Source organism: Curtobacterium sp. PhB172 (genome assembly GCF_003752545.1).
Classification (GTDB): Bacteria; Actinomycetota; Actinomycetes; order Actinomycetales; family Microbacteriaceae; genus Curtobacterium.
In genome coordinates this window covers 93,584-115,717 of sequence record NZ_RKIF01000008.1, presented here as the reverse complement: position 1 = coordinate 115,717, position 22,134 = coordinate 93,584, and the positions used below count along the sequence as shown (strand labels likewise).

The window sequence follows — 22,134 nt, the reverse complement described above, 5'->3', positions numbered from 1 at the left end:
TGCACCCATCAGAGGGGGATGTTCCCGTGCTTCTTGGGCGGCAGCGTTGCACGCTTGCCGCGCAGGGCACGCAGCGCCTTGATGACCGAGACGCGGGTGGCGTGCGGCTGGATGATGCCGTCGAGCTCACCGCGCTCGGCCGCCAGGTACGGCGACGCGACGTTGTAGGTGTACTCGTTCGCGAGCTTCGTGCGGACCGCAGCGACGTCCTCGCCGGACTCCTCGGCGCGCTTGATCTCGGCGCGGTACAGGATGTTGACGGCGCCCTGACCACCCATGACGGCGATCTCGGCGGTCGGCCATGCCAGGTTGATGTCGGCGCCGAGCTGCTTCGACCCCATCACGATGTACGCGCCGCCGTAGGCCTTGCGCGTGATGACGGTGACGAGCGGGACGGTGGCCTCGGCGTAGGCGTACAGCAGCTTCGCGCCGCGGCGGATGACCCCGGTCCACTCCTGGTCGGTGCCGGGCAGGTAGCCGGGGACGTCGACCAGGGTCAGGATCGGGATGCCGAACGCGTCGCAGAACCGCACGAAGCGGGCTGCCTTCTCACCGGCGTCGATGTTCAGCGTGCCGGCCATGGCCTGCGGCTGGTTCGCGATGATGCCGACGGTGCGGCCCTCGACCCGGCCGAAGCCGATCAGGATGTTCGGCGCGAAGAGCGGCTGGACCTCGAGGAACTCGCCGTCGTCGACGACGTGCTCGATGATCGTTGTGACGTCGTACGGCTGGTTCGTGGAGTCCGGGATCACGACGTCGAGCTCGTGGTCGGCGTCGGTGGTCTCGAGCTCGGGGGCGACGTCGTAGGCGGGGGCGTCGGACAGGTTGTTGTCCGGCAGGAACCCGATGAGCGAGCGGGCGTAGTCGAGCGCGTCGGTCTCGTCCTCGGCCAGGTAGTGGGCCACGCCGGAGACCGCGTTGTGGGTCTGCGCGCCGCCGAGCTCCTCGAAGCCGACGTCCTCACCGGTGACGGTCTTGATGACGTCGGGGCCGGTGACGAACATGTGGCTGGTCTTGTCGACCATGATCACGAAGTCGGTGAGCGCGGGGGAGTACACCGCGCCGCCGGCCGCCGGGCCCATGATGATCGACAGCTGCGGGATGACACCGGACGCCTGTGTGTTGAGGCGGAAGATCTCGCCGTACTTGCCGAGCGCGACCACGCCCTCCTGGATCCGGGCCCCGCCGGAGTCGAGGATGCCGATGATCGGCACGCCCGTCTTCAGCGCGTGCTGCATCACCTTGATGATCTTCTCGCCGGCGACCTCGCCGAGCGAACCGCCGAAGACGGTGAAGTCCTGCGCGTACACGGCGACGTTGCGGCCGTGGATCGTGCCGACGCCGGTGACGACGGCGTCGCCGTAGGGGCGCTTGGCGTCCATGCCGAACGAGGTGGTGCGGTGGCGGACGAACTCGTCGAACTCCACGAAGGAGTTCTCGTCGAGCAGCTGCTCGATGCGTTCGCGCGCGGTGCCCTTGCCCTTGGCGTGCTGCTTGGCGATCGCGGACTCGCCCGCAGCGGTCACGGCCTCGTGGTACCGCTCGCGGAGGTCGGCCAGCCGGCCTGCCGTCGTCGAGAGATCGGGGGTGTCTCCTGAAGTCACCCGCTCACCCTACCGGCGGCGACGTCGGGGCCGGTTGGAGGACCCCCACGGTTCCTGCCCGTACATTTGCGTGCATGTCCACATCCCCGTCGTCGTCGTTCCCCGCCACCAGCGAAGCGGTCCGGTCGGCGGGCGCGACCCTCACCGTCCCCGACGAGACCGGCTCGACGAACGCCGACCTGCTCGCCGTGGCACCCGAGCAGCAGCACGGCAGCGTGGTCGCGACGCTCCACCAGACCGCGGGCCGCGGACGCCTCGACCGCACGTGGAGCGCACCGACCGGCGAGGCCCTGGCCGCGAGCCTGCTCGTGCGCGCCGACCTCGCCGACCACGACCGTGGCTGGCTGCCCCTCGTCGCGGGTGCCGCCATGCGTGACGCGATCGCACGGGTGCTGCCCGCCGGCGCCGACGTCGCCGTCAAGTGGCCGAACGACGTCCAGGTCGCGGGCGACAAGGTGTGCGGCATCCTCTGCCAGGTCGCCTCCGACGGCAGCATCGTGGTCGGTGCCGGCGTGAACCTCACGATCCCCGCCGACCGCCTGCCGACCCCGACGTCGACGTCGCTGCTCGTGGCGGGCGCGGTCGACGACGCCCCCGCGTTGGCCGACGCGGTCCTGTCCGCCTTCCGGGAAGCCGTCCTGGAGGCCGTGGCCGGCCTGGTCGCCGGTGGTCCCGCCGCCGAGTCGGTCCGGTCCCACGTCCGTGCCGCGTGCGGCACGATCGGTCGCCGCATCCGCCTCGAGCTGCCCGACGGCACCGTGGAAGAGGCCGACGCCACCGGCATCGACGACGAGGGCCGCATCACGATCCGGGATCGAGCGGGTGACTCCAGGGGCGTCGCCGTGGGGGACGTCACCCACCTGCGGTATGCATGACGGCATGACCGCCGAGCCGCCGCCCGAACGCGTCGTCGCTCGCCTGCGACCGCACGCTCGTCGGCTCGTGCGCCCTGCGGTGTTCGTCGTGCTGGTCACGGTCGCCGGCGGGTTCGGCTTCGGAGTGTTCCAGGCGCAGTTGGCGTGGCTCAACGCCGTCGTCGCCGGACTCGTCGTGGTGCTCGTGGTGTTCGGTGGCGCCGTGCCGTTGTTCCGGTGGATGTCCGAGCGGTACGTCGTCACGACCCGGCGGCTCGTCGTCGTGCACGGACTCGGCACACGGACCCGGCGTGAGCTCCTGCACTCCCGCGGCTACGACGTGACGGTGCGGCGGCGCGGGCTCCAGGGCGTGTTCCGCTCCGGCGACGTGCTGGTGTTCCCGGGCGACGACCCCGCCGTGGTGCTCGCGGACGTGCCGCACGCCGACCTCGTGGTGGCCGTCCTGCACGACCTGGTCGAGGCGTACGAGGCCCGTCGTCGGCACCGCGAACCGGACTGGGACGAGATCGTCGGCGGGCCGGACCGACCGCCGTGGGGCGACGTCCGCGCCTGACCGCGGGCGCGACCCGGTGGGCGGCCAGTGTGTCACTTCGATCAGAAACCGGTACCGTCTTCGTCGTGCGTATCTCTGTCATCGGCTGCGGGTACCTCGGTGCCGTGCACGCCGCTTCCATGGCCAAGCTCGGACACGAGGTCGTCGCCGTCGACGTCGACCCGACCAAGATCGAGCGGCTCGCTGCCGGCGAAGCCCCCTTCTTCGAACCCGGGCTCCCGGAGATCCTGACCGAGGCGCTCGCCTCCGGCCGGATCCGCTTCACCACCGACATGGCCGAGGTCGCCGGTGCCCGCGTGCACTTCCTCGCCGTCGGCACCCCGCAGAGCCCGACCGGTGCCGCGGACATGACCTACGTGGACGCCGCGGTCGCCGCGCTCACGCCGTACCTGTCCGCCGGCGAGTTCGTCGTCGGCAAGTCGACCGTCCCGGTCGGCACCGCCGCACGCCTCGCCGCCGAGGTGTCCGAGGCCGTGCCCGGGGCGACGCTCGTCTGGAACCCCGAGTTCCTGCGTGAGGGCTTCGCCGTGCAGGACACCATCAGCCCGGACCGCTTCGTCTACGGTGTGCCGGACGGTGCCGCCGGGCACGCCGCCGTCGACGCCCTCGACGAGGTCTACGCCGAGGCGCTCGCGTCCGGCACCCCCCGGCTCGTCGTCAACCTGCCCACCGCCGAGCTCGTCAAGATCAGCGCGAACGCGTTCCTCGCCACGAAGATCTCGTTCATCAACTCGATGGCCGAGATCGCCGAGGTCGCCGGCGCCGACGTCACCGCGCTCGCCGACGCCATCGGCCACGACGCCCGCATCGGCCGCAAGTTCCTGAACGCCGGCCTCGGCTTCGGCGGCGGCTGCCTGCCCAAGGACATCCGGGCGTTCCAGGCGCGGGCGAACGAGCTCGGCGTCGGGGAGTCCCTGGCGTTCCTGGCCGACGTCGACGCCACGAACCTGCGTCGTCGTGCGCACGTCGTCGAGCTGGCGCAGGAGCTGCTCGGCGGTGTCGTGACCGGCAAGCGCGTCGCGGTGCTCGGCCTGGCCTTCAAGCCGAACTCGGACGACGTCCGTGACTCGCCCGCCCTCGACATCGCCGCACGCCTGCACGAGCTCGGTGCCACGGTGTCGGCCTACGACCCCGAGGCCGTCGTCACCGCGCGTCGCGTGCACCCGGAGCTCGACTTCGTCGAGACGGCGGCGGACGCGCTGTCCGGCGCGGACCTGGTCCTCGTGCTGACCGAGTGGACCGAGTTCCGCGAGCTCGACGCGACCACGGTGGCATCCCTGGTGTCGAGCCCGGTCGTCATCGACGGCCGCAACTGCCTCGACCGCGACGCCTGGACCGCAGCGGGCTTCACGTACCGCGGCATGGGGCGCTGAGCGACATCGCGACGACGGGGGACGTGACCACGGCCGGGACACCGGAGGTGACCGGCGCGGACACGGAGTCCGCCGTGGGGCCACGTGCCGTCGCGCACGCCGCGGCACCGCACGCACGGCCGCGCGGGCGCCGGCGGCAGGTCGGCGCCTTCCACGAGGGCCGCCGGCCGTCGCGCGCATCGCTCGTGGGCAACGGGGCGCTCCTGGTCGTCGCGTCGGTACTGGTGGGCGTCGTCGCGTACCGGACGCGGCTCGAGGTGACCAACATCGACGGCATCTCGTACATGTCGATCGCCGAGCAGTACGCCGGCGGTCACTGGGCGGACGCCGTCAACGGGTACTGGTCCCCGATGGCGTCGTGGCTGATGGCACCGGTGATGCTGCTGGGCGCCGGGCCGAGCACCGCGTTCGCGATCGTCAACCTGGGCGCGAGCATCGCGGTGATGGGCATCGGTGCCTGGCTGCTGCTCCGCACGACCGGCAACGGCTGGACGGCCGCGTGGTCGATCGTGGCCACCGCTCCGCTCATGATCGCCAACGTGGCACTGCAGACCCCGGACACCCTCGTGCTGGCGTGGGGGCTCGTCTTCGTGTGGTCGCTGCTCGCCGCCGACCGCGCCTGGCACGGGTCCGTCCGGCGGATCGTCCTGGCAGCCGTGGTCATCGGCTTCGTCTGCGCGCTCGGGTACTTCACGAAGGCGTTCCTGGTCCCGGTGTTCCTGGTGGTCGTCCCGGTCTGGGCACTGGTCCGCTGGTTCCAGGACCGGCGTGACGCGCGCGAACTCCGCTCCCTCCTGCTCCCGACCGTCGCGCTCGTCGCCGTGGTGGTGCTCTCCGCTCCCTGGGTCATCGCGCTGTCGGCCAAGTTCGGCGGCGTCGAGCTCGGATCGTCGCTGACCGTCAACGTCTCGAAGAAGTTCTCGGACGCGTCCGGCTCCGACTACGACGACGTCCGCATCCCGTCGCCGCCCAACGACCTGGCGGTCTCGCCGAACGAGGACCGCACGCCGTCGCTCTACGAGTCGCGCGTGTACACCGCCGAGCGCGAGCTGCCGATCCGCCTGCCCGCCGGCACCCCCGTCGCGGAACCGGTCGAGAGCAGCACGACGACGCTCGTCGGCAAGCTGACCTACTACGTCCAGGAACGGCTCGAGGCGCTGCCGTTCTACTTCGCCCGCATCGGGTCGTTCGCGCCCTTCGCGCTGGGCATCGGCGTCGTGTTCGTCGGGGCGGCGATCGCGGGTGTCGTGCACTACCGGCGGTTCGTGTTCGCGAGCATCGTCGGGATCTTCTCCGGCGTGTACCTGCTCGGGTACGCGGGCATCGCCACGGTGGACACGCTGGGCGGCAACGCCCGGTACTACCTGCCGCTCTTCACGGGGTCGGTGCTCATCGCCGGTGCGCTGCTGCCGACGTTCTGGCGGGCGGCACGTCGTGGCCGCCGCGTCCGACAGGTCGTCGCGGTGCTCGCGTGCGTGCTGCTCGTGGTCGCCTCGTACAGTCAGAACGTCAACAACGTCAGGGCGCCGTTCTCGACGTTGGCGGTCCGCCCCACGGGGTTCCCGGCCGGGCAGGTGCTCGGTGGGGTCGTCCACCCGGACGAGCCGCTCGTCGAGTCGTTGCGTGCGGCCGACGTGATTCCCTCCGGCAGCAAGATCCTCGGCACGAACACCCGCAACACGGTGCTCATCGCGTTCCGTCTCGGGGCGCAGATGTACGGCGAGGACGGGCAGGCGTACGACTACCAGGACCCGGCGTTCGTCGCCCTGCTCCGAGAAGCCGGCATCCAGTACTTCCTCAACTACACGAACCCGCGCAACCCGCAGGTCCGCGACTACTCGGCCATCGGGCCCGTCGTCGGCACGTTCCCGGTGTACCAGGTGTGTTCCGACGAGAAGGGCGCCCCGGTGCAGTCCTGCTCGGTCGACGTGATCCAGGTCACCGGGACGGGGACGGGGAACTGACCGGCACCGGCCGGACCCGCCACGCCTGCTGCACGCCGACGGTCAGTCCGACGGCGACCAGGACCGCCAGGACGACGACCACCGCGAACGGCACCGGCCCGGCCGCTTCGTAGCGGTCGACGCTCGCGGCGGACACCGGCCCCCGTGCGGCGTTCCAGAACCAGCCGGAGACGACGACGAGTCCCCACAGCCCGACCGTCGGCAGGCCGATGGCGAGGACCCGCACGGTCGCCGTCCGCGCCGCACCGGTCAGGGGGAGCCGTCGCCACGCGATCGCGCTGAGGACCACGAGGCACACGATCGCCGGGAACACGTAGCGGCCCTGCGTCCCCGCGACCTCGGTCGTCCGCAGGTACGCCTGCGCGCTGCTGACCGTCTGCAGGAGCAGCAGGAGTGCGGGGAAGACGGCCAGGCACCGCGCCGGGATCGCCGTCCCACCGCGGCGGAACGCCCAACCGAGCACCACGACGAGGGCGACGACGGTCAGCACGGCGGTGAGCGTGTCGCCGATGCTGACCTGGGCCCGTTGCCCGGGGGAGCCCCAGAAGGTGCGTGCGAGCGTGCCGAAGCTGACGTCCGCGAAGTGCGGGACCGACGGGTGCTCACCCGCGGGGAAGGGACGGTCCGGCCGGATCGCCGCGTAGCCGTCGGGCTGCAGGGTGTGGAACACCACGAGGTTGCGTACCCACCACCACGCGCCGAGCGCCGCCGCCACGGCGAGCGTGCCCGCGGTCCGGAGCAGACGGGCGGCCAGGGGCAGGCCTCCTGCCCCTGCCCCGCCCACCAGTACCACGAGCGCCACGAACGGGATCGCGGGCAGCCCGGTGCCCTTCGTCGCCACGAGGACACCGAGCGTGGCACCGAGGCCGAGCAGCGTGCGACGGCGGAGGTCACCGGTCAGCACGCGGGACGCGAGCCACACGACGAGTCCGCCGAAGAGCAGTACCGGTGCGTCGTTGGAGACCGAGGCACCGATCGACGCGAGCTGCGGCACCGCGAAGAGTGCGAGGGTGCCGAAGACGGCGGCCCGCGGCGAGCGGGTCACCCGGCGGACGGCAGCCCACGCCAGCAGGGCGAGGGGCGTGACCAGGGCGGCGTCGAACAGACGGAGTCCGACGAGCGCGTGGTCCCACCGGAGCGAGCCGTGGTGCAGGACCCGGAGCACCAGTGCATCGGCGACGTAGGCGGTCGGCGGGTGCTGGGTCATCTGGTCGACCGTCTCGGAGTCACCGGGGTGTGCCGCGAGCAGCGCGCCGACGGTCGACCACGACGACGCGTCGCCGGAAGCCTGCTCCTGCTGCGCTGCCCGCACGGCGTTCGACACGTGCAGGGTCCCGGGGGCCGGCCAGCCGGAGCCGGTGGCGACGTGCAGCGCGGCGTCGAAGTGTGCGGGTTCGTCCGGGGCCTGGAACGCCGGCACGACGAGTGCCCAGAGGACGAGCCAGAGGCCGAAGGTCGCCGTGAGGACCGCGATCCGCACGGCCTCCGACCGGGTGACGGTGGGGTGCGGTGCGTGTTGCATCGCGTCGAGACTACTGGCCGGAGACCTCGGACCGGGCCGCCGGGGCGATCGACACGTCGTCGACCGGCGTCGCGACGGTGGCGGCGTCCCGGTCCCGACCGCCGCGCTCGGGGTGGTAGACCCACACCTTGTAGAGCCAGAACCGGAACGCGGTCCCGAGCACGAGTCCGATCACGTTGCCGGAGACGTTGTCCGCCAGCGCCGACGTGAAGCCGAGGACGTAGTGCGAGATCCCGAGGCACCCGAGCGAGATGACCATGCCGCCCAGCGAGACGACGACGAACTCGATGCCCTCGCGGGTGGCGACGGCACGGCGCTGCTCGCGGAACGTCCAGTAGCGGTTGCCCATCCAGTTCACGAAGATGGCGACCACGGTCGAGACGACCTTCGCCCAGAACGGCCCGGAGTGGACCTCGTCTGGGTTGAGCACGGTCGCCCGCAGGACGTTGAAGATCGTGGTGTCCACGACGAAGCCGACGGCGCCGACCACACCGAAGCGTGCCAGCTGGGCAATGAGGCGCCGCACGTGCCCTCCAGGATCCGTAGAGTTGTCACGGGCCGTGCACGACAGCGCGACCTGAACAGCGATTGTAGGCAACGCGTTCTCACCGCTCGGTGTGAACGCCGGAAGGATCACACAGCATGGCGTTGCGCGTCGGGGTCATCGGCGGAGGACAGCTGGCACGGATGATGGTGCCGGCCGCCGTCGAGCTGGGGATCGACATCCGGGTCCTCGCCGAGGGACCGGGCATGTCGGCATCGATCGCCGCCACGGCCGAGGGCGACTACCACGACGTCGAGACCGTCCTGGCGTTCGCCCGCGACGTCGACGTCGTCACCTTCGACCACGAGCACGTGCCGCAGGACGTCCTGCGCGCCCTGGTCGACGCCGGCGTCGCCGTGCGCCCCGGCCCGGGCCCGCTCGCGGTCGCCCAGGACAAGATCACCATGCGCACGAAGCTCAGCGAGCTCGGCCTGCCCGTGCCGGACTGGGCGGCGGTGCACGACCCGGACGAGCTTCGCGCGTTCCTCGACGAGCACGGCGGCCGTGCGGTCGTCAAGACGCCGCGCGGCGGCTACGACGGCAAGGGCGTCCGGGTCGTGTCGGACCCCTCCGACGTCGACGACTGGTTCATCGCCGTCGCCGAGGCCGGTGGCGGCCAGGCGCTGCTCGCCGAGGAACTCGTGCCGTTCACCCGCGAACTCGCGCAGTCCGTTGCCCGACGGCCCTCCGGTCAGGTCGTCGCCTGGCCCCTCGTCGAGACCGTGCAGCGCGACGGGGTCTGCGCCGAGGTCATCGCCCCGGCACCCGACAGTGCCGGACGCATCGCCGACGTGACCGAGTCGATCGCGGTCCGGATCGCCGAGGAGCTCGGGGTCACCGGTGTCCTGGCCGTCGAGCTGTTCCAGACCGACGACGAGTGCATCCTGATCAACGAGCTCGCGATGCGCCCGCACAACACCGGGCACTGGACGATCGACGGTGCGACGACGAGCCAGTTCGAGCAGCACCTGCGTGCCGTGCTCGACCTGCCGCTCGGCGCCACGGGCTCGTTCGCCTCGGCCGCGGTGATGGTCAATGTGCTCGGCGGACCGGCCGACGGCGACCTCGCCGCCCGGTACCCGGCGGCACTCGAGGCCTTCCCCGAGGCGAAGTACCACTTCTACGGCAAGGCACCACGACCCGGTCGGAAGATCGGACACGTCACGGTGCTCGGCGACGACGTCGACGACGTCGTCTACCGGGCGCGCGCGGCCGCGGCGCACTTCGACGACTGACACCGGGTCCGTCGACCGGGCGGATGACGGACGGGGCCCACGCCGCCGGTACCGGAGCGACGCGCCAGCGGTGGTCCGGCCGTGCCGGTGACGGGAGGCCCGTGGCGACGCCGCCACGGGCCTCCCGTCCGTCTGCGGGTCGCGTCCAGGGCTCAGATGCGTCCCCAGGGCTGCCGACACCCGCTCGGGTGGCACCCGCACTGGCGGGTGGTGACCGGCAGCGGCCCGTGTTCCCATGGACCGGTCAGGGGTCGACCGTCCGAGGAGTGTGTCCATGCGCCGCCGTCCGCGCCGTGCTGTCGTCTGCGGCACCGCCGTCGCACTCACCGCCCTCGCCGGCGCGCTGCTGCCGGTGAGCGGCGCGTCCGCTGCCACGTCCGCCACGACGATCCGGTCCGCATCGGCTGCGTCGCTGTACGGTGCCGGTCCGTACCGGTCACCCACGAGCGAAGCAGCCAAGGCGGCCACCGCGCTCGCCACCGCGGATCCCGCCGGTGCCGCCGCGGCCTCGACGATCGCGCGGTACCCCGTCGCGACCTGGCTCGGCGAGTGGACCCAGGGCGCCCAGTTGACCTGGACGATCAGCGCTGCGGTCACCGGCGCCGACGATTCCGGTACCACCCCGGTGTTCGTGTTGTACGCGATCCCGGACCGGGACTGCGGCGGGTACTCCGCCGGTGGGTTCTCGGAAGCCTCCTACGACGCCTGGGTCGACCAGGTGACCGCCGCGCTCGCTGGACACCGCGCCGCCGTCGTCGTCGAGCCGGACTCGCTCGCGATGCTCAGCAACGCGAAGTGCAGCACCACGCTCGACGAACAGCGCTACCGGATACTCTCCCGCACCGTCGCCGGGCTCACCGCCGCAGGCGTGCCGGCGTACCTCGACGCCGGCAACTCCAACTGGGTGCCGCCGGCGACCATGGCGGCCCGGCTGAACAGCGCGGGCGTGCAGCAGGCCCGCGGGTTCTTCACCAACGTCGCGAACTACTACCCGACCGCCCAGGAGCAGGCCTACGCGCAGAAGGTGTCCGCGGCGACCGGGGGCTCGCACTACGTGATCGACACCTCGCGGAACGGCCAGGGCTGGCGGGGGACCTGGTGCAACGGTCCCGGCGCCGGGCTCGGCACCTCGCCCCGGGTCGTCGCCGACGGCACCGCCCTCGACGCCCTGCTGTGGGTGAAGACCCCCGGCGCGAGCGACGGCACCTGCAACGGTGCCCCGGCCGCGGGCACGTGGTGGTCCGCCTACGCCCAGGCCCTGGTCGCGAACGCCCGACTCGGCGCACCCGCGGCCGACCTGGCGCCCCGGGGATCGCTCGAGGTCGTCGCCGGCACCGGGGGCGGCGTGCGGGTGACGGGGTGGGCCTACGACGAGGACGACCCCACGCAGTCCGTCCAGGTGCGCGCGACCGTCGACGGCGCGGCGGCCGGCACCACCAGCGCGGACGGCGACCGACCCGACGTCGACGCGGTCGCCGGGGTGGGCCGGGCCCACGGGTTCTCGGCCGTGGTCCCGGCCGCCGAGGGCACGCGCCGCGTCTGCGTGACGGCGGTGAACACCGGCGCCGGCTCCGACACGACGCTCGGTTGCGCGTCCGTCCGGGCGTACCGGCACGACCCGTCCGTCGCGCTCGAGTCGGCGCAGGTCGCGGTCGGCGGCATCGCGGTCAGCGGGTGGGCCTTCGACGGGGACGACGTGACGAGCACCACCGCCGTCGCGTTCACGGTCGACGGGAAGGCCGTGTCGACCCTGTCGGCCGGCCGTGCGCGGGCCGACGTCGACCGCACCTGGGGAGCGGGGCCGTCGCACGGGTTCGCGGGGACCGTGACGGCCGGTGCGGGCAAGCACACCGTCTGCGCGGTCGCGCGGAACGTCGGGCCGGGTGCCGATCGCGTGTCGAGCCCGTGCCGGACGGTCACCGTGCCGGTCGCCGCCCCGGTCGGTCGGCGGGACGCGGTCTCCTCCGACGCGGCCGGCCGGGTGCGCGTGCGCGGCTGGACCTTCGACCGCGACGCTCTCGAGCGTCCGGTCACGGTGCGCGTGACGGTCGGTGGCTCGGTCGTCGGGAACGTGGTCGCGGACCGGAAGCGGAGCGACGTGGACCGGGTGCACGGCGGCGGTGCGCAGCACGGGTTCGACGGCGTGGTGCGGGTCGCCGCCGGCAGCCGATCGGTGTGCCTGACCGCGGTCGGGATCGGCCGGGGCGGCGACACGTCGCTCGGGTGCGCGACGGTGCGGGTGCGCTGAGGCACGGCGCGCCTGCGACGTAGCGCGTGCGGGCGCGCCCGTGGCTCGGTGCGGGAGGATGGCGGCATGCCACGTGATCTCGTCCGCCGGGCCGCTCGCCGACTCCGTCGCGCCGTCGTCGGTGCGCCGACCCGCCCCGAGCCGTCGTCGGTGCTCGCTCGTGCGCCGCTGCCGGTGCTCGGGTACGTCGTCGCCGGTGCGGACGGTGCGCATCCGGCGTCCGCTCACGTGCGCGTCGTCCGGCGCACCGAGCACCTGGCGGCGAGCGGCACGACAGCGGTTCGCCAGGTCGACCCGGCGGCGTTCGTCGACGGGACCGACACCACCGCGTACGCCGCCGTGCTGGTGCAGCGCGACATCCTGCCGCGCGACGCCGTGCAGCCGTTCCTCGACGCCGCCGCAGCCCGCGGGGTCCGCGTCGTCGGCGAGGTCGACGATGACTTCTTCACCGAGTCCGGGCGCCGACGGCTCGCACGGGCCGAGTACGACCCGGACCGACTCGCCTCGATCGACGCGCTGGTCCGCGGCGCCGACACCGTGGTGGTGAGCACACCGGAACTCGCCGACGTCGTGCGCCCGGTCGCCCGCGACGTCACGGTCGTGCCGAACGCCCTGGACCCCGGGCTCTGGACGCCGGGCGCCGCAGAGCACGACGACGAGCGCCCCGACGGTGAGCACCGGGTGCTCTACATGGGCACCCTCACCCACGCCGCCGACCTCGAACTCCTGCGCGACGTGTTCACCGACCTGACGACCGCGGACGGCACACCGATCCGGCTCGAGGTCATCGGGGTGACCGCCGAGGGCGGTGCCGACTGGTTCCGCCGGGTCGAGGTGCCGGACGGCCACTACCCGGCGTTCTCCCGCTGGCTCGTCGCCCACCGCGAACGGTGGCGTGCCGGTGTCGCCCCGTTGCGCGACGAGGAGTTCAACCGTGCCAAGAGCGACCTGAAGTTCCTGGAGTACACCGCGCTCGGGCTCCCCGCGGTCGTCTCGGACCGGCCGTCGTACGCCCTGGCCCGGGCGCACGGAGCCGTCGTCGTCCCCGACGACCCCGCAGCCTGGCGGGACGCCGTGCATGCCGCCGTCGAGCGCGGGACGGCCGACGAACGGGCCGTCCGGTGGGTCACGGGGGAGCGGACGATCGGCCGCGAGGACGACGCCTGGCGCCGGGTGCTGCTCGGCTAGGCTCGTCCGCGTGACCGACACCGCCGCACCCGCTCAGCCGCTCGTCTCGATCATCATGGGGTCGGACTCCGACTGGCCGACGATGCGCGCGGCGGCGGACATCCTCGCCGAGCTCGGCATCCCGTTCGAGGCGGACGTCGTGTCGGCGCACCGCACGCCCGACAAGATGACCCGGTTCGCCCGCGGTGCCGCCGACCGTGGCATCCGCGTCGTGATCGCCGGGGCCGGCGGTGCGGCGCACCTGCCGGGCATGGTCGCGTCGATGACGACGCTCCCCGTGATCGGTGTGCCCGTGCAGCTCGCCCGACTCGACGGCCTCGACTCCCTGCTGTCGATCGTGCAGATGCCCGCCGGCATCCCCGTCGCGACGATGGCCATCAACGGCGCGGCGAACGCCGGGCTGCTCGCCGCGCGCATCATCGGGTCCTCCGAGCCCGCCGTCGCCGCACGTCTGGCGGAGTACGCGATCGGGCTCGAGCGCCTGGTCGAGGAGAAGGCCGCGCGCCTCCGCGACTCGCTCTGACGGCCGTCGTCGACCCGGATCGCGCCCCCGGACGGGGGACGGACGACGGTGCTGAACGGGTCCTCACGGTGGCAGACGGAACGGTCTGCAACCCCCGCGTACTGGGGATAAAGCGACCCTGTCAACCCCGCGCGCTGGCTGCATTCGACAACTACCTTGTACCGCGGGAGGCCGAACGCCGGCCCTCCGGCACCCACGGGAACGGGTGCCGACCGTCACATCAGGGAGTGACAACGCATGCAGAAACGCGCCACGAAGCGAGCCGCACTCACCGTCGTGCTCCTCAGCGCCGCGCTCGTCGCGGGGCCGCTCGGTCAGGGGACCACCGCGACGGCAGCCACCACCTCGGCTCCGGTCGGCAACATCGGCAAGTTCACACAGACCTTCCGCGAGGACTTCCGGACCACGGCCGCAGCCAAGGGGAAGTTCGCGAAGTCCTACGCCAAGTCGTGGCAGCCGTATCCGGACGGCACGGGCGGCATGTACTACTCGGGGACCCAGATCAGCGCGATCAACGGCTCGATGGACGTGCGGCTCGACGGCAAGCGCGGCGCCGCCGGCACCTTCGGGTCGCCGACCGGAGCATGGGGCCACAAGGGCGGGAAGTTCACCGTCCGTGCGATGGCTGCCGGCGGCAACGGGAACGGCGCCGCGTTCATGCTCTGGCCGTCCTCAGACACGTGGTCCGACGGCGAGATCGACTACCCCGAGTCGAACTTCGAGACCGCGCCGATGCTGCACCACCACTCGATGACCCCCGGCCGCGAAGCGACGGCGACGAGCCTGAGCACCGGGACGACCTGGCGGTCGTGGCACACCTACTCGATCGAGTGGATCCCCGGCAAGTCGGTGTCGTACTCCCTCGACGGCAAGGTCATCAAGACGGTCACGAAGGACGTCCCGACGACCGCGCACCGGTACATGTTCCAGGTGGGCAACTGGGGCGGCGTCGGGCACCTGTACATCGACTGGGTCACCACGTACTCGTACACGGGCTGAGGCGGTCCGGGCGGTCGGACCGCCTCAGAGGTCCGCGTGCAGCTGCCAGGTCTCGGCGGCCGAGTCGGCCCAGTCGTACATCCGGGCTCGGTCGGGTCCGGCGACGGCGAGCTGACCGGCCAGCAGCGGGTCGTTGACGACCTGGTAGACGGCCTGCGCGAGGCGCTCGGGGTACGACTCCCGCGGCCCGCGGGCGACGGTCACCCCGGCGTCCGAGGCGACCTCGGCCACGGCCGGGTCGTCGGAGTGCACCACCGGCGTCCCGAAGCTCATCGCCTCGATGACGGGCAGCCCGAACCCCTCGGCCAGGCTCGGGAACACGAAGACGGTGGCACGGTCGTACGCGACGGCGAGGTCGGCGTCGTCGATGCGGCCGAGCACCTTCACCCGGTCGCGCGACAGTCCGGCGCGCTCGGCGGTGCCGTACACGTCGACGTCGCCCCAGCCGTCCGGTCCGGAGATCACGAGGGGGATGTCGGCGGGGGCGTCTGGGTGGGCGAGCGCCTCGATCAGCGACGCGAGCGCCTTGCGGGGCTCGAGGGTGCCGACCGCCAGGACGTACCGGTCGGGCAGGCCGAGCCGCTCGGCGCGGACGTCGGCGTCGACCGGCAGGCGGAGCCGGCCGCTCGGAGCGCCGCCGATGACCCGGAGACGCTCGTCGAACCGGTGGATCTCGTTCAGGGCGCTCGCGACCGCGTGGGTGGGCACCACGACGGCGTCGGCGTGCTTCCACGCCCGCTTCACCATCGCCTTGTGGAAGTGGACGCCGCGCGGCGTCAGGGTCTCCGGGTTGGTCCACGGCACCGTGTCGTGCACGGTGACGACCGTCTGGCGGCCCGGGTCCTGGAAGCGGTTGTGCTTCACCAGGGGCGCGAGGACGCTCGGTGCGTGCACCATGCCCTTCGCGACGCCGCCGACGACTCCGCCCTGCCAGGCGAGCGAGAGCTCACGGCGCGGCAGCGCGAGACGGTCGAGCTCCACCAGTCCGGGCAGGAGCGTGCGGATGTGGGCGAGCTCGTCGCGGCTGACCGCCGACACGATGCCGGCGACGTCGCAGCCGGCCGGGGCGTTGTCGATCAGGTGACGGGTGAGCTCTTCGGCGTAGCGACCGATCCCGCCCGGGACCGGTGCGACGACCTGGTCCACGACGACGTGCAGAGTGGTCATGCGGTGCGCCTCCTCGTGGTGCTGCCGTGCGCACGGCGCGGTCGGTAGCCGACCATATCAGTCGGTTCGGGGAGGGACCGGAGCGCCGCCGCGACGTGCGACGGCGGCCGTCACCCGACGGTGCCGGGCCGCGAGCACCGCACCGGCACCGGCGAGCACGACGTCGCCGATCGTCATGAACACCCGGCTGATGACGGCGAGGGCGAGGGGGGCAGAGCCGCCGGCGACGCTGCCGAGGAGGAGCACCAGGATGCCCTCACGCGGCCCGATGCCGGCCGGGGCGATGACGACGACGAACCCGACGAGCCACGCCACGGCGTAGGCGCCGACGGCCACGGGGAACAGCGTCGGCGAGTCGGCCCCGAACACCCGCAGCACCACGGTCGCCTGCACGCCGTACGCCACCCACATCACGAGCGACCAGACCAGCGACATCGCCGTGCCGGACCAGGTGAGCGTGGTGTCCTGGGCGGGACGGCGGAGCACACGGAACGCCAGCGCGATGAGCCGACCGAGCACGGGCGGCGTCAGGCACACGAGCCCGATCACGATCACGGGGATGAGCCACCAGAAGGTCGCGAACCCGGTCGACGACGCGAGGAGCACCGCGATGATCCCGACGATCGCGGCGGTGACCATGCTGACGAGCATCGAGGCGAGCGCGGCGACGGCGCTGCCGGTGCGCTGGAGCCCGTGCGCCCGCCCGAGCTCGGCCTGAGCGGCGATCGACCACACGCCGCCGGGGATGTACTTGCCGAGTTGGCCGACGAAGAAGATGGACGACGCTGCGGCGAGCCGGACGTGGTACCCGCTGGCTGCCATCATCGCGCGCCACGACAGCATGTTCGCGACCAGGGCGACGATCGTGAAGACGATGCCGACGAGGACGGTGAGCGCGTCGAGCCGGCCGAAGTCGCGGGCGATGGCGTCCCACTGGCGCGCGATGCTCCAGACGAGGAACGCCACGGCCACGACGGCCGCCACCCACTTCACCACGGTGAGCACGCGGGCGCGCCGACCCCTGGTCGGGACCGCGCCGATCGCGGCGTCGGAGGAGGTGTCGAGCGGGTCCTGGGACCCCGCGGCCGACCCCGTAGGCTGTTGTGCGTCCATCGACCGACAACTCTAAGGGAGCGCGCTGGATGCGACCCGATCCGGATCTCCGTCCGACCCTCCTCGTCGCTGCGTCGACCTTCCCGGCTGAGGCCGGCGACGGCACGCCCGGCTTCGTCCTCGACCTGGCGATCGCGCTGTCGGACGAGTACCGCGTCGTGGTGGTCGCCCCGATGACGAAGGGTGCCAGCGCACACCAGCGGATCGGTGACGTCGAGGTCCGGCGGTACGGGTACTTCCCGGCCCGCTGGCGCGACCTCGCCGACGGCGCCATCGTCGACAACCTCAAGGCGAAGAAGTCCCGCTGGTTGCAGGTGCCGTTCTTCTTCGTGTCCATGGCAGCCGCCCTCCGACGCGAACGACGCCGCTCGCAGCCGGACGTCGCGCTGCTGCACTGGATCATCCCCCAGGGCGCCGTCGGTCAGCTCGTGCTCGGCGACCTGCCACGTGTGGTGACCACGCTGGGTGGCGACCTCTACGCCCTGCGTCACCCGCTCCTGCAGGCCGTCAAACGGTCCGTGATCCGCAGCGCCGCCTCCGTCACCTGCATGAGCACCGACATGGCGCAGGAACTCGGCAAGCTCGGCGCCCGCGACGAGCAGGTGCACGTCGTCCCGATGGGCGTCGACCTCGACCCGATCACGCGCGCCGTCGAGCGCGAGACGCGTGTGCCCGGTCGGGTCCTCTTCGTCGGCCGACTCGTCGAGAAGAAGGGCGCCACCGTCCTGCTCGACGCCCTCGACCGGATGACCGAGCAGCCGGCCCAGGTCGCCGTGGTCGGCGACGGCCCGTTGCGTGCGCAGCTCGAGGCACGTGCGGGCTCGGTCGTGACGTTCCTCGGCGCGCGCGGCAAGGAAGCGCTCGCGGCGGAGTACGCGACGGCCTCCATCGCGCTCTACCCGTCCGTGCCGGCCGCGAACGGCGACCGCGACGGCCTGCCCGTCGCCCTGCTCGAGGCCATGTCCGCCGGCTGCGCGATCGTGGCGTCGGCGGTGCCCGGCATCGTCGACGTCATCGAGGACGGTGTGAACGGTCTGCTCGTCGCTCCCGGCGACGCCGGCGCGCTGGCCTCGGCGGTCGACCGCCTGCTCGCCGACCCGGAGCTCGCCGAGCGGCTCGGCCGCGCTGCCGCGCAGACCGCCGCCGCGCACACCGTCGAGGCCGTCGGCGACCGCTACCGCGACCTGCTCGCCGCCGCGCGCGCCTGAGCCGCTAAGCCGCCCGGCGGTCGTCGTCCCGCAGACCGGCGTCCGCGCCGTCGTCGCGCGGAGCGGCCGGCCCCACGCGCCCCCGGCGCACGGTGATGGTCTTCGCCACGCGCTTCGCCAGGCGGTGCGCCGGCAGCTCGACGAGCCGCGCGAAGAGCCCGGCGACGACGACCGCCACGGGGATCGCGATGATCGGGGTCAGCCACGGCACCGACGTCGGCAGCAGGAGCGCGACCGACACCGTGATCGGCTCGTGCACCAGGTACAGGCTGAACGACAGCCGGCCGAGGGCTCGCGGCACGGGCCCGAGCATGACCCGTTCCGCCGGCAGCCACTTGCCGCACAGGAGCACGATGAGACCTGCCGAGGCGAGGACCACGATCGGCACGTGCAGCCCGACCATCGAGCGGGGGACCCACCACTCGAAGGTGATGCCGAGCACCGCCAGCGCGGCGAGGACCCACCCCGGACCGCGTCGGATCTCGGGGATCCGTTCCCAACCGGCGGCGAGGGCCGAGCCGAGCAGGAACATCGGCAGGTACATCAGCCAGTCTTCGTGGACCTGTCGCCCGTGCGCCGACAGCAGCAGCGCGGCGACGGCCGTGAGCCACCAGACCCGGCTGGTCGCCTTCGCCAGGAGCACGAACACCGGCAGCAGGAGCGAGAACGCGACCTCCCACGTCAGGGACCACAGGGGGCTGTTCAGCCGCGTGGGCGACCACAGCGTCACGTCGCCCAGCAGCCCGCCGGCGGTGAGCGGCTCGACGTGTCGGAGCAGCCAGCCCGACGCACCGGGGTCGGCGGTCCGCGGCACGAGCAGGAACAGGACCAGTGCGAGTGCGACCGAGGCGACCACCGGCACGTAGAGCCGCAGGAGCCGGCTCGGGTAGTACGCGAACCAGTCCTGCGCGCGTCGGAGCGACGGGAGCGTCAGGACGAAGCCGCTCAGCACGAAGAAGACGAAGACGGCCTCGCCGCCGGCCCAGAACAGGTGCAGTGGGGAGTCCACGAGCCACGCGCGGCTGGACGGCACCGGCAGACCGTTGTTGCCGTCGGACAGCGACGGGACGACGAGCAGGCCGTGGTGGATCAGGACGACGGCAGCGGCGACGCCGCGGAGCCCGTCCAACGACCCGATGCGGCCGGCGGGTCGATCACGCATGACGTGATCCTACTGCGCCGTGCCTACTGTTCCGCGTGGTCGGCCCCGGCTGGTGCGTGGTCCGCGCGGATCGCGTCGACGGTCGCCGCGACGCCCTGTCCGAAGGGGACGAAGGTGCGTTCGCCGACCTGTGGGAGCACGTCGGACCGCATCCGCAGGTCGAGCCCCTGGAAGGTGGCGGACGGATCTGCGCCCTCCCGGATGTCGAGGCGAGTGCCGAGTGCGTGCTCCACGGCGTCGATCACGTCCGCGATGGTGGCCGGTTGCCCCGACGCGAGGATCTTCGTCACGACGGGCGTCGCTGCGGCGTCCTGCTCGACGAGGTCGAGGGTCCGGACCACCATGTCCACGGCGTCGTCGATGTACAGGTAGTCGCGTGTGGTCGACATCGGCACGTAGATCGACGACGGGCGACCCTCGAGGTGCGCGAGGGTCAACTGCGAAACGAGCCCCTGCGGCTTGCGCAGGTTCGCCCCCGGCCCGTACAGGTTCGAGATCCGACCGACCACGAGACGCGAGCCGGTGTCGTGCGCCCACTCGCGGAACTGTCCCTCGACCGCCAGCTTCGCGTGCCCGTACGGGGCGAGCGGCACGGGTTCGGTCTGCTCGTCGAAGGGCGGTGTCGCGCTGCCCGCGTACACCGCGCCGGCGGAGGAGGCGAAGAACACCGTGCCGGCGCCGGACCGGTCGTCACGGGTGGCGTCGAGCACCCGTGCGATGAGTCGCTGCTCGGCGTCGAAGACGTCGGCACCGGTCGCGACGACGCCGGTCCCCGCGCACCACAGCAGCCGCCACGGTTCCGGACCGGAGCGGACCACGCGGAGGGCGTCGACCAGCGCGGAGACCGCAGCGTCCTGGTCGTCCCAGGGCACGCGCGCGACGAGCGGGTCGGTTCCGGACGCCACGAGCGACCGGCGGACCGCTCCGCCGAGGAACCCGCCGGCGCCGACCACCAGGGTGGACGGCACCGTCATGCGCTGAAGACCCCGGCGGCGGTCGCAGCGTGCAGCGCCTCGCGCCAGTCGCGCATCGGCGCCAGGCCGGCGCGGGACCAGCCGTCGTGGCCGAGGACGCTGTAGGCGGGGCGGGGTGCCGGACGGACGAAGGCGGCGCTGTCGGTCGGCAGGACCCGCTCCGGGTCGAGGCCGTTCTCCGAGAAGATCGCCCGGGTGAAGTCGTACCACGACCCCTGCCCGCTGTTCGTGCCGTGGTAGATCCCGGCCGGGGCGTCGCCGTCGACCAGCGCGACGATCCGTGCCGCCAGGTCACCGGTCCACGTGGGCTGCCCGACCTGGTCGGTGACGACGCTCACCGTCTCGTGGGACGCCGCGAGCCGGAGCATCGTCGCCGCGAAGTTCGGACCGTGTGCGCCGTAGATCCACGCGGTGCGGACCACGTACGACGAGTCCGGTGCGATCTCGCGCACCAGGGCCTCGCCGGCCGCCTTGGACCGTCCGTACGCGTTGACCGGGTCGGTCGGCGCGTCCTCGGCGTACGGCGCGGTGCCGTTGCCGTCGAAGACGTAGTCGGTCGAGACGGTCACGAACTTCGCCCCGTGCCGCACGGCGGCCTCAGCGAGCAGCGCCGGACCGGTCGCGTTCACCGCGTGGGCGGTGTCCTCGTGTGACTCGGCGTCGTCCACCTTGGTGTAGGCGGCCGAGTTGATGACGACGTCGTGCCCGGCGACCGCGGCGTCCACGGCCGCCGGGTCCGTGATGTCCAGCTCGGCACGGGAGCGCGCCGTGACCTCGCGGCCGGCCAGGGCCTGTCGCAGGTCGTGGCCGAGCATGCCGGCGGCGCCGGTGATGAGGTACCGGGTCATGGTGTCGCTTCCGTGTCGGTGGTGGTCGGGTGGGGGACCGCTGCTCAGGAGAGCGCGGCACGCTCCTTGAGGGGCTCCCACCAGGTGCGGTTGTCGCGGTACCACTGCACGACGTCGGCGAGGCCCTGCTCGAACGGCACCTGCGGCTCGTACCCGAGCTCTGCCTGGATCTTCGAGATGTCGACCGAGTACCGGAGGTCGTGGCCGAGGCGGTCGGCGACGCGGTCGACGTACGACCAGTCCTTGCCGGTCGCGTCGAGCAGGAGCTGCGTGAGCTCCTTGTTCGTCAGCTCGGTACCGCCGCCGATGTTGTAGATCTCGCCGGCGCGGCCCTTGGTGAGCACGAGCGCGATGCCACGGGTGTGGTCGTCGACGTGCAGCCAGTCGCGGATGTTGTTGCCCTCGCCGTACAGCGGCACGTGCCGGTCGTCGATGAGGTTCGTGACGAACAGCGGGATGACCTTCTCGGGGAAGTGGTACGGCCCGTAGTTGTTCGAGCAGCGGGTGATCGAGAGGTTCAGCCCGTGGGTCCGGTGGTAGCTGCGCGCGAGCAGGTCGCTGCCGGCCTTCGACGCCGAGTAGGGCGAGTTCGGCTCGAGCGGGCGCTCCTCGTCCCACGAACCCTCGCTGATCGAGCCGTAGACCTCGTCGGTGGACACGTGCACGAAGCGCTCGGTGCCGTGGCGGAGCGCCGCGTCGAGCAGGCGCTGCGTGCCGACGACGTTGGTCTCGACGAAGATGCCGGAGTCGCGGACCGAACGGTCGACGTGGGACTCGGCGGCGAAGTGCACGATCGCGTCGATGCCCGGGATGACCTCGTCGAGCTTCGCGGCGTCGCGGATGTCGCCCTCGACGAAGGTGTAGCGCGGGGAGTCCGACACCGGGGCGAGGTTCGCCAGGTTGCCCGAGTAGGTCAGGGCGTCGTAGACGACGACCTCGGCACCCTCGAGTCCGGGGTAGGCGTCCTGCAGGGTGCGTCGGACGAAGTTCGAGCCGATGAAGCCGGCTCCGCCGGTGACGAGGATCTTCACGTG

19 protein-coding genes are annotated in these 22,134 nt (G+C 72.4%); 10 read left to right on the top strand and 9 right to left on the bottom strand.

Going from position 1 to position 22,134, the window contains the following annotated elements:
* Positions 1–8 precede the first annotated feature (8 nt).
* The gene (locus EDF42_RS10190; protein WP_123672255.1) at positions 9–1,604 is read right to left on the bottom strand and encodes an acyl-CoA carboxylase subunit beta; all 1,596 of its coding nucleotides are present in this window, start codon (positions 1,602–1,604) and stop codon (positions 9–11) included.
* 74 nt (positions 1,605–1,678) lie between these two features.
* Between EDF42_RS10190 and EDF42_RS10185 the strand changes: the two genes are divergently transcribed.
* From EDF42_RS10185 to EDF42_RS10170, 4 genes are all read left to right on the top strand, one after another.
* On the top strand, positions 1,679–2,479 hold the full coding sequence (locus EDF42_RS10185; RefSeq protein ID WP_123672254.1) for a biotin--[acetyl-CoA-carboxylase] ligase: 801 nt from the start codon (positions 1,679–1,681) through the stop codon (positions 2,477–2,479).
* A gap of 4 nt (positions 2,480–2,483) precedes the next feature.
* Positions 2,484–3,032 carry a PH domain-containing protein gene (locus tag EDF42_RS10180; RefSeq protein ID WP_185002771.1) on the top strand — a complete coding sequence of 183 codons (549 nt, stop codon included), beginning with the start codon at positions 2,484–2,486 and terminating at the stop codon, positions 3,030–3,032.
* A 65-nt stretch (positions 3,033–3,097) separates the two neighbouring features.
* Positions 3,098–4,405: a UDP-glucose/GDP-mannose dehydrogenase family protein gene (locus EDF42_RS10175; protein WP_123672253.1), complete on the top strand. Its 1,308-nt coding sequence runs from the start codon at positions 3,098–3,100 to the stop codon at positions 4,403–4,405.
* Positions 4,406–4,479: 74 nt separating this feature from the next.
* Entirely contained in the window at positions 4,480–6,369 is a 1,890-nt protein-coding gene (locus EDF42_RS10170) for a glycosyltransferase family 39 protein (RefSeq protein WP_148067721.1), read from the top strand.
* Here the strand turns inward: EDF42_RS10170 and EDF42_RS10165 are convergent.
* Both EDF42_RS10165 and EDF42_RS10160 read right to left on the bottom strand, forming a co-directional pair.
* Positions 6,344–7,891, bottom strand: coding sequence for a DUF2142 domain-containing protein (locus EDF42_RS10165; protein ID WP_123672251.1), 1,548 nt, complete (start codon positions 7,889–7,891; stop codon positions 6,344–6,346). The genes EDF42_RS10170 and EDF42_RS10165 overlap by 26 nt on opposite strands.
* A 10-nt stretch (positions 7,892–7,901) precedes the next feature.
* Positions 7,902–8,417, bottom strand: coding sequence for a GtrA family protein (locus EDF42_RS10160; RefSeq protein ID WP_123672250.1), 516 nt, complete (start codon positions 8,415–8,417; stop codon positions 7,902–7,904).
* Between the two features lie 116 nt (positions 8,418–8,533).
* Here EDF42_RS10160 and EDF42_RS10155 point away from each other — a divergent pair, with 116 nt between their 5' ends.
* The 5 genes from EDF42_RS10155 (at position 8,534) to EDF42_RS10135 (ending at position 14,628) form a co-directional block, all read left to right on the top strand.
* A complete protein-coding gene (locus EDF42_RS10155; RefSeq protein ID WP_123672249.1) occupies positions 8,534–9,670 on the top strand; it encodes a 5-(carboxyamino)imidazole ribonucleotide synthase in 1,137 nt (378 codons plus the stop codon).
* 274 nt (positions 9,671–9,944) lie between these two features.
* Positions 9,945–11,918, top strand: coding sequence for a glycoside hydrolase family 6 protein (locus tag EDF42_RS10150; protein WP_123672248.1), 1,974 nt, complete (start codon positions 9,945–9,947; stop codon positions 11,916–11,918).
* Between the two features lie 66 nt (positions 11,919–11,984).
* Positions 11,985–13,106, top strand: coding sequence for a glycosyltransferase (locus EDF42_RS10145; RefSeq protein WP_123672247.1), 1,122 nt, complete (start codon positions 11,985–11,987; stop codon positions 13,104–13,106).
* 55 nt (positions 13,107–13,161) lie between these two features.
* Complete coding sequence (gene purE, locus EDF42_RS10140) at positions 13,162–13,629, top strand: 5-(carboxyamino)imidazole ribonucleotide mutase (RefSeq protein ID WP_123339067.1); 468 nt, start codon at positions 13,162–13,164, stop codon at positions 13,627–13,629.
* 237 nt (positions 13,630–13,866) lie between these two features.
* Positions 13,867–14,628, top strand: a complete 762-nt coding sequence (locus EDF42_RS10135) for a glycoside hydrolase family 16 protein (protein WP_123338947.1) — start codon at positions 13,867–13,869, stop codon at positions 14,626–14,628.
* A 24-nt stretch (positions 14,629–14,652) separates the two neighbouring features.
* Here the strand turns inward: EDF42_RS10135 and EDF42_RS10130 are convergent, their stop codons facing one another.
* Positions 14,653–15,795 carry a glycosyltransferase family 1 protein gene (locus tag EDF42_RS10130; RefSeq protein ID WP_123338948.1) on the bottom strand — a complete coding sequence of 381 codons (1,143 nt, stop codon included), beginning with the start codon at positions 15,793–15,795 and terminating at the stop codon, positions 14,653–14,655.
* A 57-nt stretch (positions 15,796–15,852) separates the two neighbouring features.
* Positions 15,853–16,908 carry a YbhN family protein gene (locus EDF42_RS10125; protein ID WP_123338949.1) on the bottom strand — a complete coding sequence of 352 codons (1,056 nt, stop codon included), beginning with the start codon at positions 16,906–16,908 and terminating at the stop codon, positions 15,853–15,855.
* A 29-nt stretch (positions 16,909–16,937) separates the two neighbouring features.
* On the opposite strand from EDF42_RS10125, the gene EDF42_RS10120 reads away from it, so the two are divergent.
* Positions 16,938–18,116 (top strand): glycosyltransferase family 4 protein, encoded by a 1,179-nt coding sequence (locus tag EDF42_RS10120; RefSeq protein ID WP_123672246.1) that lies wholly within the window; start codon positions 16,938–16,940, stop codon positions 18,114–18,116.
* 4 nt (positions 18,117–18,120) lie between these two features.
* Here the strand turns inward: EDF42_RS10120 and EDF42_RS10115 are convergent, their stop codons facing one another.
* Genes EDF42_RS10115 through rfbB form a run of 4 tightly spaced genes read right to left on the bottom strand, consistent with a single transcriptional unit; the run spans position 18,121 to position 22,131 of the window.
* On the bottom strand, positions 18,121–19,278 hold the full coding sequence (locus tag EDF42_RS10115) for an acyltransferase (RefSeq protein WP_123672245.1): 1,158 nt from the start codon (positions 19,276–19,278) through the stop codon (positions 18,121–18,123).
* A 23-nt stretch (positions 19,279–19,301) separates the two neighbouring features.
* Positions 19,302–20,252 carry an NAD(P)-dependent oxidoreductase gene (locus EDF42_RS10110; protein ID WP_123672244.1) on the bottom strand — a complete coding sequence of 317 codons (951 nt, stop codon included), beginning with the start codon at positions 20,250–20,252 and terminating at the stop codon, positions 19,302–19,304.
* Complete coding sequence (gene rfbD / locus EDF42_RS10105; protein ID WP_123672243.1) at positions 20,249–21,100, bottom strand: dTDP-4-dehydrorhamnose reductase; 852 nt, start codon at positions 21,098–21,100, stop codon at positions 20,249–20,251. The genes EDF42_RS10110 and rfbD overlap by 4 nt, the downstream gene beginning before the upstream one ends.
* A gap of 44 nt (positions 21,101–21,144) precedes the next feature.
* Positions 21,145–22,131: a dTDP-glucose 4,6-dehydratase gene (gene rfbB / locus EDF42_RS10100; RefSeq protein ID WP_123338954.1), complete on the bottom strand. Its 987-nt coding sequence runs from the start codon at positions 22,129–22,131 to the stop codon at positions 21,145–21,147.
* Between the last annotated feature and the right edge of the window lie 3 nt (positions 22,132–22,134).

What these genes read in the sequence shown, in the direction of transcription:
- EDF42_RS10185 (WP_123672254.1), top strand. Translation starts at nt 1,679, where the DNA reads ATGTCCACATCCCCGTCGTCGTCGTTCCCCGCCACCAGCGAAGCGGTC.
- EDF42_RS10180 (WP_185002771.1), top strand. Translation starts at nt 2,484, where the DNA reads ATGACCGCCGAGCCGCCGCCCGAACGCGTCGTCGCTCGCCTGCGACCG.
- EDF42_RS10165 (WP_123672251.1), bottom strand. Translation starts at nt 7,891, where the DNA reads ATGCAACACGCACCGCACCCCACCGTCACCCGGTCGGAGGCCGTGCGG.
- EDF42_RS10155 (WP_123672249.1), top strand. Translation starts at nt 8,534, where the DNA reads ATGGCGTTGCGCGTCGGGGTCATCGGCGGAGGACAGCTGGCACGGATG.
- EDF42_RS10150 (WP_123672248.1), top strand. Translation starts at nt 9,945, where the DNA reads ATGCGCCGCCGTCCGCGCCGTGCTGTCGTCTGCGGCACCGCCGTCGCA.
- EDF42_RS10145 (WP_123672247.1), top strand. Translation starts at nt 11,985, where the DNA reads ATGCCACGTGATCTCGTCCGCCGGGCCGCTCGCCGACTCCGTCGCGCC.
- purE (WP_123339067.1), top strand. Translation starts at nt 13,162, where the DNA reads ATGGGGTCGGACTCCGACTGGCCGACGATGCGCGCGGCGGCGGACATC.
- EDF42_RS10135 (WP_123338947.1), top strand. Translation starts at nt 13,867, where the DNA reads ATGCAGAAACGCGCCACGAAGCGAGCCGCACTCACCGTCGTGCTCCTC.
- EDF42_RS10130 (WP_123338948.1), bottom strand. Translation starts at nt 15,795, where the DNA reads ATGACCACTCTGCACGTCGTCGTGGACCAGGTCGTCGCACCGGTCCCG.
- EDF42_RS10125 (WP_123338949.1), bottom strand. Translation starts at nt 16,908, where the DNA reads ATGGACGCACAACAGCCTACGGGGTCGGCCGCGGGGTCCCAGGACCCG.
- EDF42_RS10120 (WP_123672246.1), top strand. Translation starts at nt 16,938, where the DNA reads ATGCGACCCGATCCGGATCTCCGTCCGACCCTCCTCGTCGCTGCGTCG.
- EDF42_RS10115 (WP_123672245.1), bottom strand. Translation starts at nt 19,278, where the DNA reads ATGCGTGATCGACCCGCCGGCCGCATCGGGTCGTTGGACGGGCTCCGC.
- EDF42_RS10110 (WP_123672244.1), bottom strand. Translation starts at nt 20,252, where the DNA reads ATGACGGTGCCGTCCACCCTGGTGGTCGGCGCCGGCGGGTTCCTCGGC.
- rfbD (WP_123672243.1), bottom strand. Translation starts at nt 21,100, where the DNA reads ATGACCCGGTACCTCATCACCGGCGCCGCCGGCATGCTCGGCCACGAC.